Origin of the sequence: Bacillus sp. VT 712, assembly GCF_001614195.1 — a bacterium.
Classification (GTDB): domain Bacteria; phylum Bacillota; class Bacilli; order Bacillales; family Bacillaceae_H; genus Priestia; species Priestia flexa.
Map to the genome: position 1 here is coordinate 1 of NZ_LWBK01000054.1, position 14,634 is coordinate 14,634.

At 41.3% G+C, this 14,634-nt stretch carries 18 protein-coding genes; all 18 read left to right on the forward strand.

What is annotated here, in order from left to right; all coding sequences use genetic code 11:
• The coding region (locus A2U94_RS20910) for a transposase (RefSeq protein WP_156482291.1) at positions 1 to 145 on the forward strand (145 nt) is incomplete at its 5' end.
• Positions 146 to 339: 194 nt separating this feature from the next.
• Entirely contained in the window at positions 340 to 2,667 is a 2,328-nt protein-coding gene (locus A2U94_RS18340) for a hypothetical protein (RefSeq protein ID WP_025909617.1), read from the forward strand.
• Entirely contained in the window at positions 2,664 to 2,969 is a 306-nt protein-coding gene (locus A2U94_RS18345; RefSeq protein WP_025909618.1) for an EscU/YscU/HrcU family type III secretion system export apparatus switch protein, read from the forward strand. The genes A2U94_RS18340 and A2U94_RS18345 overlap by 4 nt, the downstream gene beginning before the upstream one ends.
• A 47-nt stretch (positions 2,970 to 3,016) precedes the next feature.
• Positions 3,017 to 3,442, forward strand: a complete 426-nt coding sequence (locus tag A2U94_RS18350) for a flagellar export chaperone FliS (protein WP_025909619.1) — start codon at positions 3,017 to 3,019, stop codon at positions 3,440 to 3,442.
• A gap of 16 nt (positions 3,443 to 3,458) precedes the next feature.
• The gene (locus A2U94_RS18355) at positions 3,459 to 4,280 is read left to right on the forward strand and encodes a flagellin N-terminal helical domain-containing protein (RefSeq protein ID WP_025909620.1); all 822 of its coding nucleotides are present in this window, start codon (positions 3,459 to 3,461) and stop codon (positions 4,278 to 4,280) included.
• Positions 4,281 to 4,361: 81 nt separating this feature from the next.
• Positions 4,362 to 4,799 (forward strand): YaaR family protein, encoded by a 438-nt coding sequence (locus A2U94_RS18360; RefSeq protein ID WP_025909621.1) that lies wholly within the window; start codon positions 4,362 to 4,364, stop codon positions 4,797 to 4,799.
• Positions 4,800 to 4,915: 116 nt separating this feature from the next.
• On the forward strand, positions 4,916 to 5,761 hold the full coding sequence (locus A2U94_RS18365; protein ID WP_025909622.1) for a DegV family protein: 846 nt from the start codon (positions 4,916 to 4,918) through the stop codon (positions 5,759 to 5,761).
• Positions 5,762 to 5,846: 85 nt separating this feature from the next.
• Positions 5,847 to 7,334 (forward strand): ATP-dependent helicase ComFA, encoded by a 1,488-nt coding sequence (locus tag A2U94_RS18370; RefSeq protein WP_286140576.1) that lies wholly within the window; start codon positions 5,847 to 5,849, stop codon positions 7,332 to 7,334.
• Between the two features lie 284 nt (positions 7,335 to 7,618).
• Complete coding sequence (locus tag A2U94_RS18375) at positions 7,619 to 8,026, forward strand: ComF family protein (RefSeq protein WP_081801858.1); 408 nt, start codon at positions 7,619 to 7,621, stop codon at positions 8,024 to 8,026.
• Positions 8,027 to 8,083: 57 nt separating this feature from the next.
• Positions 8,084 to 8,485: a TIGR03826 family flagellar region protein gene (locus A2U94_RS18380; protein WP_025909625.1), complete on the forward strand. Its 402-nt coding sequence runs from the start codon at positions 8,084 to 8,086 to the stop codon at positions 8,483 to 8,485.
• Between the two features lie 213 nt (positions 8,486 to 8,698).
• The gene (gene flgM / locus A2U94_RS18385) at positions 8,699 to 8,956 is read left to right on the forward strand and encodes a flagellar biosynthesis anti-sigma factor FlgM (RefSeq protein WP_025909626.1); all 258 of its coding nucleotides are present in this window, start codon (positions 8,699 to 8,701) and stop codon (positions 8,954 to 8,956) included.
• Positions 8,957 to 8,971: 15 nt separating this feature from the next.
• Entirely contained in the window at positions 8,972 to 9,412 is a 441-nt protein-coding gene (locus tag A2U94_RS18390; protein WP_025909627.1) for a flagellar protein FlgN, read from the forward strand.
• A gap of 20 nt (positions 9,413 to 9,432) precedes the next feature.
• On the forward strand, positions 9,433 to 10,947 hold the full coding sequence (gene flgK / locus A2U94_RS18395) for a flagellar hook-associated protein FlgK (RefSeq protein WP_025909628.1): 1,515 nt from the start codon (positions 9,433 to 9,435) through the stop codon (positions 10,945 to 10,947).
• 2 nt (positions 10,948 to 10,949) lie between these two features.
• On the forward strand, positions 10,950 to 11,831 hold the full coding sequence (gene flgL / locus A2U94_RS18400; protein WP_025909629.1) for a flagellar hook-associated protein FlgL: 882 nt from the start codon (positions 10,950 to 10,952) through the stop codon (positions 11,829 to 11,831).
• 44 nt (positions 11,832 to 11,875) lie between these two features.
• Positions 11,876 to 12,292 (forward strand): DUF6470 family protein, encoded by a 417-nt coding sequence (locus A2U94_RS18405; protein WP_051567125.1) that lies wholly within the window; start codon positions 11,876 to 11,878, stop codon positions 12,290 to 12,292.
• A 3-nt stretch (positions 12,293 to 12,295) separates the two neighbouring features.
• Positions 12,296 to 12,724 (forward strand): flagellar assembly protein FliW, encoded by a 429-nt coding sequence (gene fliW / locus A2U94_RS18410; RefSeq protein ID WP_025909631.1) that lies wholly within the window; start codon positions 12,296 to 12,298, stop codon positions 12,722 to 12,724.
• 13 nt (positions 12,725 to 12,737) lie between these two features.
• Positions 12,738 to 12,977: a carbon storage regulator CsrA gene (csrA, locus tag A2U94_RS18415; protein WP_025909632.1), complete on the forward strand. Its 240-nt coding sequence runs from the start codon at positions 12,738 to 12,740 to the stop codon at positions 12,975 to 12,977.
• A gap of 165 nt (positions 12,978 to 13,142) precedes the next feature.
• Positions 13,143 to 14,369, forward strand: a complete 1,227-nt coding sequence (locus A2U94_RS18420) for a flagellin N-terminal helical domain-containing protein (RefSeq protein ID WP_025909633.1) — start codon at positions 13,143 to 13,145, stop codon at positions 14,367 to 14,369.
• The last annotated feature ends 265 nt before the right edge of the window (positions 14,370 to 14,634 follow it).

The following is a 14,634-nucleotide window of genomic DNA, read 5'->3' on the forward strand; positions in this document are numbered from 1 at the left end:
AATGGACGTGGAGCCAGTTTTTGGATTCTTGAAGGCTAATTTAGGTTTCACACGATTTTCTGTTCGTGGGAAATCCAAAGTCGAAAACGAAACCGGCCTCGCACTAATGGCCGTGAATATACGAAAATATGTGGCAAGGGGGTGAGATCTTGCCTTTATATCTTTAAAATAATTGAAAAAAGGCGAAGTCGCACCGGCGACTTCACCTTTTTTCGATTATAGAGACCTTTTGTCCCAGCCTCTTTTTTAGGTGAAAAGACATATGAAAAGCACAAAAAAATAGCCGATACATACGGTAGAAAAGATATGTCGTAAAGCGACTTAATGGAGCGTGAATCTATGAAAATTCAGCAGTCATCCCATTCGTTGCATCACGCGAGTGCGCCTTCGGCAACTACAATTGCAACAGAAGATACGCTGCAAGGAATAGTTAAGGAAGTAATGAATGAAAAAGAAGTGCTTATGCAGGTAAAGGGACGTGAAGTACCCGTTCGCCTAGACCAGCCAGTGCATGAAAATGATCATATCAAAATAAAAGTAACGCATGTAAAAGAAGGTTATATAGAAGGACAAGTTTTATCGAAAATACCAACAGAAAATTTTGAGGAACGAGTCAAAAGACCAACTATGCCAGCTGCTTCAGAGCAAGTACAACAAGCTGCTCAAAGGCTTAAAAATGCTGGATATCGTGTAACAGAATCTTCGATGATGGCGCTAGAACGTTTTTTTACTATAACAAATCGCTCAGTTTCACAAACAGATGAAACGATTTCTGCTCTTGTGAATAAAAAGCTAGAAGTGACGGTAAATCACCTTACTGCAATTGATGAAGCTCTTCATGGTGATGCATTAAAAGAGCTTTTTAAAGAAGCGGTTGCTAATCGACCAACTTTGCCATCAGAGCTACAGATCAAGGTTGAGGGAGCCTTAAAAAGTGTGGAAGCATCGACTAAATCCCCCTTTAGCCAAGAGGAAATCAACTTACTGCTTCAGCGTCTAAAAACAGGTGATAGCGTAGGAGATATTCTTCAACAATTAAAAGAAGTTAAAGAAATACCTAAGAATATTGTAGAGCAATTACAGCGGATTTTTCGAACGAGTCAAGACGTCACAGCGAGCGGCCTTAAAGAGTTGAATCGAGATGACTTGCTGAAAAATATCCCTCTAACTAAACAAGAAGTGCAGACTTTACTTCTTGAATTAAAGAGTAACGGTGTACCGCAAGAGGTCCAGCAAAAGCTACTAGAAGGCTCAAAGCTGCAAGAACTTGTTCTTCAGCGGATCAGTGATTTGTTAATGGCGCTACATTCAAAACAAGCAGATGCAAAAAGTGTTCAAGAAGCGCTTCATTTGGCTGTACGTACGTTTAGTCGTGAACCGAATATAAAAGTTGCTCTTGAGCACCTTTCGAATCAGGTGTTACCAGCTTTACAGTCTCATCCAGCACATGCTGAAAAAGTAAGCCAAGCTCTTGGTAAGGCAAGTGAATTGGCAAATCAGCATAAAGAAATGGCTGCTAGAAAGCAAATAAATGAGGTGCTAGTGGCTATTAGCGAGAGTTTTGAACAACCATCAGCAAAAGAACTACCTCTTCATGTTGCTACAAAAGATGTGGTTGTAACGGTTGTGACAGAAAAACTGGCGTATATCACAAAAGAATTTCAAAATGTACAGCAGCAGGTAAATCGTCAGCTTCTCTATGTTGCAGATTTGCTTCAAGAATCAGCACCTTCAGCAAAAATGAAGGCGTCACAGCTATTAGAAGCAACCGTTAAGCAGCTTGATAAAGCCATTTTACAAAGTGATTTCATGCTATATGCAGATATGAAATCTGAAAAAGAAATGTTAAAGGCTAGTCAGCTTCTTCAAGAAGCGAAAAGTCTATTAGCACAGGGAGATCGCTCTCAAGCTCATAGCTTAGTTATGCAAATCAAAGAAATGATTAAAGGAATGGATTATAAGCCTTCTCACCAAAAGATGATGCATTTTGTTCAAGACGAGTTGTTTTCAAAAATTGCTTTACCAGGGGTTAGCGTTGCTGATGAGCCAGAAATAGGAGCCAGAGATATCTATGAAACCGTAAAGAGATTGGGGTTTCAGCGCGAAAAAGAGGCATTACATGTGCTACAAGGACACCAGCAAGCATCCACAGATGATGTGAAAAGTGGCCTGTTAAAAGGAGAATATGCGAGCATGGCAGCTCAAACAGCTGATTCAGCTCTTCAACATATCACAGGTCAGCAGCTTTTAAACAAGCATGATTCTTCATCAGCGCAGCAGCTTTATATGCAGCTACCTTTTACGCTAAAAGGTGAAGTAGGAACGATGAAAGTATTTATTCAGTCAAATAAAAAGCGTGAGAAAATTGACTGGGAAAATACAAGCTTATACTTTCTGTTTGAGACGAAGCAGCTCGGTGAGATTGGCGTGATGTTAAAAGCATCGGATCGCAATCTATCCATTTCATTTGAAACGAACAGCGATGCGTTTGCATCCAACGCTGATACGGTTGTTGATGAATTAAAGGGTAAAATTGAAGCAATTGGTTACGCGATTACGGGAGTCTCCTATGCAGAGCTACGAAATGGAAGAGAAGACGAAGTGAAAGCACCAATTAAGAAACAAATCCCAATGCTTTCAATGAAAGGGTTTGATTATTCAATATGAACTACCAATATATTAATACAGCGAATCGGAGGCAAAAGCGAGGTCCTTCTGCAACGGTCATTCGCTATGAGCAAGGAGAGGGAGCACCAAAAGTTGTTGCGCAAGGGTCAGGTTCGACGGCGAATCGAATTCTCAACCTTGCAAAGCAGCATGATATTCCACTGCAAGAAGACGAAACGCTTCTGACGAATTTGATGGATATTGAGCTAGGAGATCAAATCCCCCCGCAGCTGTACGGAGTTATTGCCGAAATTCTTTTATTTGTAAAAAAAGTCGAGGATATGAATGAAAATGGCTACTAGACGTGCCGATAAGTAAAAAAAGGAATACACAAGGGAGATAAGAGGAATTGGACTTTTTAACGGAAGAGCTTCTTTATCAAAAAACATCGCAGCAGCTAACGGCTATGCTGTATGAAAAAGCGATTTTAAATATTGAAGAAAGCATTGAACATATTCATAACAAAGATTTCTATACAGCAAATGAAAATTTAAAAAATACAAGTGATATCCTTCATCGCCTAGGCGTCGGCTTGAAATATGAAGCAGGTGTTATTGCGGAGCAGCTTGATACGATTTATAACTATGTAGCAGAACGAGTGGTAGAAGGGAATATGAAGAAGGATATTACGATTTTACAAGACGCTCATCGCGTTCTAACTGAAATTTCAGCTGCTTGGAATAAGGTAATGAGTGAAGAAGTAGCCCAAAAGCGACCGAGCGTTCATAGAAAACTATCGTCTTATGAGAGACAAATTAGCACAACGACATTATAAAAAAGGAGCTTATTCAATGAGAATCAATCATAATATTCAAGCGTTAAATGCTTATAAAAACTTATCTACGAATCAAATGAATACGTCGAAAAGCTTAGAGAAACTATCATCTGGACTTCGTATTAACCGCGCAGCGGACGATGCAGCAGGATTAGCTATTTCAGAGAAAATGCGTTCTCAAATTCGCGCTTTAGATATGGCAGAACGCAATGCATTAGACGGAATTTCACTCATTCAAACAGCAGAAGGCGGCATGCAGGAAGTGCACAGCATGCTTCAGCGTATGCGTGAACTAGCCGTCCAGTCTTCAAATGGCACGTACCAAGACACGGAAGACCGTGCGTATTTAGATGCTGAAGTGCAGCAGTTAAAGCAGGAAATCGACCGTATCGCACAAACAACACAATTTAACGGTACAAATTTATTAGATGGGAAAACAACGAATATTCAATTTCAAATTTCACCAGAGGCTCCGAGCTTAGCGTTAAAGTTAGCTAAAATTGGTGACGTTACGACGGCAACTTTAGGTCTTACGACAACTTCTATTACAACCGCAACAAATGCAACAACTGCTATTACTCAGCTTGATAAAGCGATTGCTGCTGTGTCAAAAGATCGCTCAACGCTTGGTGCTGCACAAAACCGCCTTGAGCATGCGATGAGCAATATCAGTACAATGAGTGAAAACTTAACGGCTTCTGAATCGCGAATTCGTGACGTGGATATGGCACAGGAGATGACGGAGTTTACGAAAAACAACATTTTAAACCAAGCTGCGCAAGCGATGCTTGCACAGGCTAACCAGCTTCCACAAGGAATTTTACAGCTGTTAAAATAATGGATTATGAAAACGAGAGAAAAGCACGATGCTTTTCTCTTTTTCCTGTATAATACAAGTAAAAATGAAAGAGGAATAGAAATGGATGTTCAGCGAATTAACGGACTGACAAATCAACCAAACGTTTCTAAAGCGAAAGAGGTTCAAGAATCAATTACGTTCACGGACGTTATGGCTAAAAAGCAGCGTGACCTCACCCATGAGCGTTTATCACAACTGGTGACAAAAATCGATGAACAAGGTCGTCATCTAGCCAAGAATCAGACGGTTGATGTGCTTCGAAAGTACAAAGCCCTGGTGAAAGAGTTTATGGATGATGCAGTTAAAAATGGCTTTGAACTGCATGAACAGAGAGGCTTTAACAGAAGAGGAACGACAAAGGTATATAAGCTTGTAAAAGAAGTCGATCGTAAGCTTGTTGATCTAACAAACGACGTGCTAAATAAAACAACGAATGAGCTTCAGCTTTTAGCAAGAGTAGGTGAAATCCAAGGTTTATTGGTCAACATCTATACGTGAAAAGAGGGAAGGTTAAAAGGGCTTTCTTTGTTTTTGTAAACATGCATTTTAAATTGAAATGTTGTAAAATAGAGTGAACTTATTTTTAAATAATAAAAAAGGATGGACCCTTTCAAATGAAAACGGCAATTATTACTGATAGTACAGCGTATATATCAGAAGAAGTGCGCGCTCAACATGACATACATATGGTACCGCTTAGCGTTATTTTTGGTAATGAAACTTATCGTGAAGAAATAGACGTAACGGCGGAAGAATATTTTCATAAAATTAAAGATGCCAAAACATTGCCAACAACCTCTCAGCCTCCAATTGGTGAGTTTGTTGAACTGTATGAGCAGCTACAGCGTGATGGTTATGAGTCAGCGGTCGTTGTGACGCTCTCAAGTGGGATTAGCGGAACCTATCAAGGGGCACTTTCAGCAAGCGAAATGGTTTCAGGTTTTGACGTGCAGGTATACGATTCTGAAATTAGCTGCATGGTGCAAGGCTTTTATGTTCTTGAAGGAGCTAAAATGGCGGAAGCTGGTCGTACGCCAGCAGAGATTGTGAATCGTTTTGATGAAATGAAAACGTCTATACGCGCTTACTTTATGGCAGACGATTTGTCACATTTGCAGCGTGGAGGGCGCTTAAATGCAGCTCAAGCGATTATTGGAAGTTTGTTGCAAGTTAAGCCACTGCTTCACTTTGTTGACAAGAAAATTGTTCCTTATGAAAAAATTCGTACGAGAAAGCGCGCGTTAAAACGTATCGTAGAGCTACTGGATGAGGATGCACGTGAGCTTGCGCCAATGAAAGGTGTAGTGATTCATGCGAATCGTCCTTCAGAGGCAGCGGAATTTAAAGCAAAACTGCAAGAAAAGTACCCTCACATTGAGTGGAGTCTTTCATACTTTGGACCTGTTATTGGTACCCATCTTGGAGAAGGTGCCATCGGTGTTGGTTGGTATAAAGAATAAAGCCAAACTAACTTTTTGTTAGTTTGGTTTTTTTATTGCAGGAATTTAGTCAGTTCATCTCGTACTAGTTAGGATGAAAGGAGCGATGTTTTTGCGATTTATCCTACATGACAATCAGTTAGTACCGAATGGTTCACAGGAAGCGCAGGCCATTTCACGGCTTCCTGAATGGCATACACCCGCTGTTAACCCTACATTTTCATTTAATGCAAGCCTCCAGCAATTCCTCGTTGGCAAGCAACTACTCCCTGATGAACTAGCTTCATTTTCTTTTTCTACTCTTCATGAACATTACGAACAAGGCTATATCCACTATCAAAAGTCAATTGTGAAAAAAGACGTGATGACCTGCATGCGCTGTGGAAATCAGCAGCAGCACTTATTTGCTTCGTTTCACTGTGGTCGCTGTTACAGCACATGTGCGTATTGCCGTGCCTGCATTGGGATGGGGCGGGTATCGGAATGTACGCCTCTTATCACGTGGAAAGGGCCTCCTTTACGTGAGGTTTCTTCACCAACTCTTACGTGGAAAGGAAAGCTCTCTCCTGCTCAGCAAACGGCTTCTAGCCAAATGGTAGAAGCCGTACATTCAAAGCAAGAGCTGCTCGTGTGGGCCGTTTGTGGAGCTGGAAAAACGGAAGTTCTCTTTGAAGGTATTTCAAAAGCGCTTGCTTTGGGTAAATCGGTATGCGTCGCCACGCCGAGAACGGACGTAGTCCTGGAGCTTCATCCAAGGCTTCAACAAGCGTTTCAAGAGTTGGAAGTAGTGGCTCTTTACGGCGGAAGTGCTGATAAAGGGAAGCACTCTTCTCTGATCCTCACAACTACTCATCAGCTTTTGCGTTACTATGAAGCATTTGACGTCATGATCATTGACGAAGTAGATGCATTTCCTTATTCAGCAGAACCAATGTTGCAGTATGCTGCCCACAAAGCTCGTAAAGCAGAATCAACCCTTATTTACTTAACAGCAACTCCCAGTGAAAGTCTTAAGCAACAGGTTAAAGAAAATAAGCTAGCAGCTGTCAAAATACCGGCTCGCTATCACCGCTATCCCATTCCGATACCTCGTTTTGTATGGTGTGGCAACTGGCAGAAGAGGCTTGTTAAAAAGAAGTTACCTTTTACCGTATTGAACTGGATCAAGCAGCGAGTGTGTGATGATAAGCAGTGCTTTGTGTTTGTACCAAAGGTCAAATGGGTTCAGCCCGTTGTAGAACTCATTCAACAGCTAACGCCAAGGGTGGCTGGGGTGCACGCAGAAGATAAAGAGCGAAAAGAAAAGGTAAAAGCATTTCGTGAGCAGCAGTATACCATTTTGGTTACAACAACCATTTTAGAACGAGGGGTGACTGTCCCTAATATTGATGTCGCTGTAGTAGGTGCTGAAAATGAAATTTTCACTGAAAGCGCACTTGTGCAAATTTCAGGCCGAGTTGGTAGAAGCGCAAATTTTCCAAAAGGAGACGTGGTCTTCTTTCACTATGGGCAAACGGTTGAAATGAAAAAAGCGAAAAAGCATATGGTAGATATGAACGATATGGCAAAAAAACAAGGTCTAATTCAGATATGATATGGTGTTTACTGTGCCATGCATCAATCGAACCCGCTCATAGCTTCTCATCTCTGATTTCTCCACAGCAAAGAAAGTGGCTGTGTGAAACGTGCCAGTCATCTTTTAAAGGGCTTTCAGAGCCACTTTGTAGACGTTGTGGAAAAATGCTTAATGAGCTTCCTATAGCTTATTATGAGGGTGAATATTGCATCGACTGCGTTCAATGGAACAAAAAGAAATCACCTTTAATTCGCAACTGTTCATTATATAAATATAATAAATTCGCAAAAGAGGTAATGGCTTTGTTTAAATACCGAGGTGACTACGAACTTCATAAAATATTTACTGACGATTTCGCTCAGCTTTATAAGGTATATAGTCCTGAGAACCCCGTACTGGTTCCCATCCCTTTAAGCAAGGAGCGAATGTATGAGCGTGGGTTTAATCAAGCGGAAGCGTTGGCATCTTTACTCCCGGCAGAAGTAGCTTACCCTCTTACTCGTAAGCATACGGAGAAACAAGCGAAGAAAACGAGAGAAGAAAGGCTACAAAACCATAGGGTGTTCGAGCTTGTGGATCCAGAGCTGGTTACAAACAGAAACGTCATTTTAATCGATGATTTGTACACAACGGGCGTTACGCTACACGAAGCAGCGCTTTGTCTAAAAGATGTGGCGGCAGCAATCTATTCTTTTACAATTTACCGTTGAAAAAATAAGCGGTTCAGCCGATACAAAAGGAAATGAGAAGAGAAAGGGAAAAGGAGCATGTTAACGAATTGTTTACGTTGTGGAAGCTTATTTGTTCAAAGCGGAGCGCGCAACATTTGCCCGAGTTGTTATCAGGAAGAAGAAGGCCAGTATGAGCGCGTGGTTACCTTTTTACGAAAGCGAGAAAATCGAACTGCAACCATGTATGAAGTCGTTAAAAAAACGAACGTACCCGACCTGCGCATTCAGCAGTTCATTCAGCAGGGAAGGTTGCTGGTAGCTAAGTTTCCAAACCTAGGCTACCCTTGCCTAGAATGTGGTCAAAGTATTAGAGAGGGAAAGCTTTGTCATAGCTGCGCTCAGCAGTTGAAAAATGACCTAGCAAAGCACGAAATAGAAACAAAATGTCAAAATGAACGACAGGATCGATTATCAACTTATCGTTTGAAAGATAAATAATCTAGACATAAAGAACTGGTTATCTTTTTTTGGTGAAGGTAATGGTTCTTAAGACCTTTTTAGTTTGGGTACAAAATCGTACTTATTTTGAAGCTTTTTAGCGTGTTTGTGCATTTAGTCTCAACTTTGAGCGAGTTGCTAAATGTTTAATTCAAAGCTCCGATATAATGAGTAGATAGATAGCGGATACAAACTTTAAAGAGGTGACCAAAGATGAAGATAAATTCAACTCATTCTAGCAGAATAAATCCATATCAAAAGGCAGCTGAAAAAATGGAAAAAGCTCAGCAAACAGGAAAACGAGATGATGTGCAAATTTCAAAAGAAGCGAAAGAGCTTCAGCAAATGAGTACAAATGCCACAGAGCGCTCAGCAAAGATTGAACAGTTAAAGCAGCAGATTGAAAATGGGGCATATAAAGTTAACGCAGAAGAAGTGGCGAAAGGGCTTATCAACTTTTATAAAAAATAAAGGGAATGACAAAAATTGAATAGCGGGAAACTGACTGAAATTTTAACGAAGCAAATCGCATTGCATAAGAGCTTATTAGCTTTAACAGACAAGAAAAAGGCAATTATCATCAGCCAAAATATCAAAGAGTTAACCCATGTGCTTAAAGATGAGCAGACGCACGTTGCGGCGATAGAAGCTTTGGAAAAACAGCGCATGTTGCTCATGGAAAATATCGCACAGATTGAACAGGCCATTACCCTTCAACCACTTCAAAGCCAGCTCATTGAACTTATTGAAAGCATTCAGAGGAAAAATGAGTTAAATCAACAACTGCTAACACAATCTCTGCAGCTCATTAATCTTGAGCTTGACTTATTAACCTCATCTCAACAAGCAGATTCATATAATTATACAAAAGCAGAAAACGATGTACCATCACTTACACAAGCATCTACCTTTCAGTCAAAAGCGTAGAGAATGAAGGAGAGAATGTAATGATTTCAACTTTTCATGGGCTGCAGGTTGCAAAGAGAGGCATGGATGCGCAGCAGTCAGCACTATACACAGTGGGGCAAAATATCGCCAATGCTAACACGCCAGGCTATACTCGTCAGCGTGTTACGTTTGAAGCGAGTACGCCTTACCCAACACCGGGAATGAACCGTCCAGGAGTGACGGGTCAACTTGGTACGGGAGTGGATGCCAAAACGATTGAGCGTGTGCGCGATCAGTTCCTTGATGTACAATACAGAGGAGAAACAGTTAAGGTAGGCTATTGGAATGCCAAATCGGCAGCCATTGACAAAATGGAAGAGATTCTAAATGAGCCATCTGAAGACGGATTGTCAGCAACATTTGATCAATTTTTCGAAGCACTTCAAGACGTTGCTGCAAATCCATCAAATGCCGGTGCTCGCTCTGTTGCACGTGAGAGAGCAAATGCAATTGCCGATACATTTACGTATCTATCCACATCGCTCGAAGTCATTCAAGGTGATTTACAATCTGAAATTGATGTAACCGTCAAGCAAATGAACTCGGTTCTTGAGCAAATCAATAACGTTAATAAACAAATTAATGATATTGAAGTGCACGGCTATTTGCCAAATGATTTATATGATGAGCGTGACCGCTTACTAGACGAACTTTCACAGTTTGTAGAATTTGACATACAGTATGATCAAACAAGCGGTAACAGCCTGCCCGTAGCCGAAGGAACCGTGACGGTTACGATGCAAACCGCAAACGGTCCTGTTACGTTAGTAAATGGCCAAACTCGTCAAGCTGCAGCGTTTACGATAAACGATACGGACGGAAGCGTAACGGATGTTCGTGTAGGTGGCCAAACGCTTTCGCCAGCCAACCTTTCACAAGGTAAGCTTAAAGGATTGATTGAATCAGCAGGTTACGTAGACGAAAATGGCCAAACAAAAGGTGTATATTCTGACATGCTAGCGTCTCTTGATAAAATGGCCTTTGAGTTTGTGAATTGGTTTAACAGCCAGCACGAACAAGGCGTAACGTTAGATGGCCAAACGGGTGTATCTTTCTTTAATCCAATTACGGAGGGAAAAGGCACTGCGAAAAGCATTACGCTATCAAATGAAATTATTCAAAGTACCAACAACATAGCTGCTGCTTCTCAGTCACAAATAGAAGGAGATCGTAAAGGAGATGGAAGCAATGCGCTAGCGCTCGCTAACTTCCGTGATAGCGTTCTTATTCAGCTTACTGACGATCAAACTGTATCCATGAAAGAATATTACCAGTCTCTTATTGGCCAAATGGCCGTTAACGGCCAGCAGGCAAACCGCTTAAAAGGAAACTCAGAAACGCTTCAACAAGCCGTGGAGCAACGAAAACAATCGACGAGCTCCGTTTCAATCGATGAAGAAATGAGCAATATGATTCAATTCCAGCACGCTTATAATGCAAGTGCCCGCATGGTGACAATGATTGATGAGATGTTAGATCGCATTATTAACGGATTAGGAACGGGTGGTAGATAACGATGCGAATTACACAAAGCATGCTAGCGGCCAACTCATTACGACATATTAACAGCAGTTATACTCAGCTCCAAACCTTGCAAAATCAGCTGTCAACGGGTAAGAAAATTACGCGTCCATCAGATGATCCTGTTATCGCTACAAAGGGGATGGCATACAGGTCTAACCTATCTGAAATTGATCAATACAAACGAAATTTAACCGAAGCCTATTCGTGGTTTGATAACTCTGAAGCGGGGCTTGAACAGGTTAACTCCATTTTTCAACGTGCCAAAGAGCTTATGGTTCAAGGAACAAACGGTACGAACGAGGGACAAGATCGCCAAGCAATTGCCCGTGAAATTGAACAGCTGAAGCTTGATTTTATGCAGGTAGCCAATACGCAAGTAGCGGGAAGATATATCTTTAACGGCGTGAACGTAGGAAACGCGCCCGTTACTCAAAATGCGGATGGCTCGATTGCTTCCCAAATTAATGCTGATCCGTTTTCAGTTGAAGTATCAAAAGGCGTCAGCCTACGCGTCAATATTAATGCTGACCGTATCTTTTCGCAAGAATCGTTTGATTTCATCGATAGTATTCAAGCGGGTTTTGAAAACAACGATGTTGAATCGCTTCAACAATTATCAACACAAGTTGATGACTATTTATCAACTCTATCAGCAGAGCGCTCAGAGCTTGGTGCGAGAAACAATCGCCTGGAGCTCATTGAAAATCGCATTGCTTCTCAAGAAATTACTGCTAGCCGCATGATTTCAGATAACGAAGATGCTGATATTGAGAAAGTTATTACGGACTTAACCATTCAAGAAAGCGTGCACCGTGCTTCCTTATCGGTTGGTGCCAAACTAATTCAGCCAACGCTTCTTGACTTTTTACGCTAAACCAAAACTCCTTCTTTGAAGGGGTTTTTTTAGGAGGAATGCTGATGCAAGTTAGTGCCATACAAGCCTCTTACGCCATGCCACCCATCATTCAGCCGCAGCCAGTCGACGTTTCGACAGAAAAAATCCAGGTCATTGTCGAAAAGACACCGTCGCGGCTTACTATTGACCAAACTAAGGCGTGGGAAGAAATGAACCTGCAATCAATTTTAAAAAGCATGGACGAAGAAGCGAATGAAGGTAAACAAGCGGTGATGGAATCTATCACAAAAGCAGTCCAAGAAGGAAAAGAGTTAATGAAAATTGAACAAGGTGGTAACCCACTCGCTAATCAAGCCAAGCGCAACAGCGAAAAGCCCATCTATCCAAGCAACATAACCTTTATTCCAAGTCCGTTTAGTGTCAAAATAAACTATGTACCTGAAACACTATTAATCTCAACAATTAAACAAGAGGTGTAGCTCATGCTTAAAACAGCTTATCACGGTGATGTTCAAATTGAACAACCCTCATTAACACTTGAAAAAGGTCTTCCTGGGTTTCCACACGAAACGCAATTTGTGGTCTTGCCACTTCCAAACGCTGATATGTTCCACGTGTTACAGTCTACGAACACGCAGGAAGTTGCGTTCGTGATGACCGAGCCGTTTCAATTCTTCCCAGATTATGACTTTAAATTAGATGAGACAACAGTCAAGCAGCTTCAGCTGGAAAGCGGAAGTGACGCTGCCGTATACGTTATTTTAACAATGCATGACGACGTTACTAAAATTACGGCAAATCTGCAGGCGCCAATTGTTATTAATACAAAAAACAATCAAGCCAAGCAAGTTATCTTAAACAACGAAGCCTACCAAACCAAGCACGCGCTGTTTCAACCCGTAAACAACTAAGGAGGGAACAACCATGCTAGTCCTAACGCGTAAAACGAACGAAACAATCAAAATCGGTGAAGACATTGAAGTGACCGTTCTCTCTATTAGCGGTGACCAAGTCAAGCTCGGCATCAAGGCCCCGCGTGACGTTGAAGTCCATCGCCAAGAAATCTATGAAGAAATACAGCTGGAAAATCACCAGGCATCCAAGCCGGTAGCCAATATGATGGACATCTTACAAACAATAAATGACACCAAACCAAGGCCCTAAACCGTCTTGGTTTTTCTTTTGAAAAAAGTAAAGAAACCGCTAAACAATCCAAAAAAAAAGACGATATCATTCTTGTAAAGACAAACTGCCAGGCGGCCGATTGGCAGGGAGTTAAAACAAGCTCACACGGACGTGGGCAAAAACATATTCAAGGAGGAAATGAAAATGAGAATTAATCATAATATTGCGGCGTTGAACACATACCGTCAGTTCGGTAATGCAAACGCTGCTCAATCAAAATCAATGGAGAAATTATCTTCTGGTCTTGCAATTAACAAAGCTGGAGATAACGCAGCTGGGCTAGCAATCTCAGAAAAAATGCGCGGGCAAATTCGTGGTTTAGACCAAGCTGGGAAAAATGCACAGGATTCAATCTCAATGATTCAAACGGCAGAAGGTGCTTTAAACGAAACTCACGACATTCTTCAACGTATGCGTGAACTAGCTGTTCAAGCTGGTAACGATACAAATACAGGTACAGACCGTGGTGAAATTCAAAAAGAGATTAACCAATTAACATCGGAAATTAACCGTATCGGCAACACTACAGAGTTTAACAATCAAAAGCTTTTAAATGCTAGTGCTGGTACAGTAACACCTGCTGCAGGTGGTAGTGCCGGAACACCAGCTACTACAATTGCGTCAGCAACAGATATGACAGCAGATGTAAGTAATACTGCGACTGGGGCAGTTCAAATTTCTGGTACTTTTACGGGTACTGCAGATGAAACACTAACTATTACAAAAACGGCTACTGGTTGGTCTACAGATGGAGGCACAACAGACGTTACATTGTCTGGGACTACATTCTCATATAAAGGTATGACTATTGAGACATCAACGGCTACGGGTGTGGCTACTAACGATACTTGGACTCAAGCTCTAACAGCAGCAGTTGCCGGAACACCAGGAACACCAGCAACATCATCATTCTCAACTCAAATTGGTGCGAATGAAAACCAAACTATGACTTTAGAATTTAGTGACATGAGAGCTTCTGCTCTTGGTATTACTGGTACAGCAGGAAATGCCGGTTTTACAACAGCAGCCACAGTTACTGATGGTACTAACAATACTGCTAATGAAGCTGCCCTAGACGTATCATCAGCTGAAAATGCAGGTAGAGCTGTTACTGCAATTCAAAGTGCTATTGAAAAAGTTTCTGCAGAACGCTCTAAACTAGGTGCGAACCAAAACCGCCTAGAGCACACGATTAATAATCTAGCTACATCTTCTGAAAACCTAACAGCTGCAGAATCTCGTATCCGTGACGTTGATATGGCGAAAGAAATGATGAACCAAACAAAGAACTCAATTCTGTCTCAAGCTGCTCAAGCAATGCTTGCTCAAGCTAACCAACAGCCACAAGGAGTTCTTCAACTTCTACGTTAATTTTAAGCTGAATAGAAAGAGGCTGGGACAAAACCCTCCTCTGAACCGAAAAAGCCGGTGAAATTTTACGACGAGTAAAATTTCACCGGCTTTGTTTATTTTTACATTAAAATAAGGACCACTTCTGATAAAATAAAGTTACCATACAAAATCTTATCGGAAAGAAGGGTCCTTATGTTTAAAGATTATAACATGAATCAAGTGGTTTTGCCTTTAGATTTAGAAATAAAATTACAAGAAAATGATATTGCCTTCGCCGTTCACC

Excerpts from the sequence above, each read along its gene's own strand:
- A2U94_RS18365 (WP_025909622.1), top strand. The coding sequence starts at position 4,916 with ATGAAAACGGCAATTATTACTGATAGTACAGCGTATATATCAGAAGAA.
- A2U94_RS18340 (WP_025909617.1), top strand. The coding sequence starts at position 340 with ATGAAAATTCAGCAGTCATCCCATTCGTTGCATCACGCGAGTGCGCCT.
- flgK (WP_025909628.1), top strand. The coding sequence starts at position 9,433 with ATGATTTCAACTTTTCATGGGCTGCAGGTTGCAAAGAGAGGCATGGAT.
- flgL (WP_025909629.1), top strand. The coding sequence starts at position 10,950 with ATGCGAATTACACAAAGCATGCTAGCGGCCAACTCATTACGACATATT.
- fliW (WP_025909631.1), top strand. The coding sequence starts at position 12,296 with ATGCTTAAAACAGCTTATCACGGTGATGTTCAAATTGAACAACCCTCA.
- A2U94_RS18360 (WP_025909621.1), top strand. The coding sequence starts at position 4,362 with ATGGATGTTCAGCGAATTAACGGACTGACAAATCAACCAAACGTTTCT.
- A2U94_RS18420 (WP_025909633.1), top strand. The coding sequence starts at position 13,143 with ATGAGAATTAATCATAATATTGCGGCGTTGAACACATACCGTCAGTTC.
- csrA (WP_025909632.1), top strand. The coding sequence starts at position 12,738 with ATGCTAGTCCTAACGCGTAAAACGAACGAAACAATCAAAATCGGTGAA.
- A2U94_RS18405 (WP_051567125.1), top strand. The coding sequence starts at position 11,876 with ATGCAAGTTAGTGCCATACAAGCCTCTTACGCCATGCCACCCATCATT.
- A2U94_RS18370 (WP_286140576.1), top strand. The coding sequence starts at position 5,847 with ATGTTTTTGCGATTTATCCTACATGACAATCAGTTAGTACCGAATGGT.
- A2U94_RS18380 (WP_025909625.1), top strand. The coding sequence starts at position 8,084 with ATGTTAACGAATTGTTTACGTTGTGGAAGCTTATTTGTTCAAAGCGGA.
- flgM (WP_025909626.1), top strand. The coding sequence starts at position 8,699 with ATGAAGATAAATTCAACTCATTCTAGCAGAATAAATCCATATCAAAAG.
- A2U94_RS18345 (WP_025909618.1), top strand. The coding sequence starts at position 2,664 with ATGAACTACCAATATATTAATACAGCGAATCGGAGGCAAAAGCGAGGT.
- A2U94_RS18355 (WP_025909620.1), top strand. The coding sequence starts at position 3,459 with ATGAGAATCAATCATAATATTCAAGCGTTAAATGCTTATAAAAACTTA.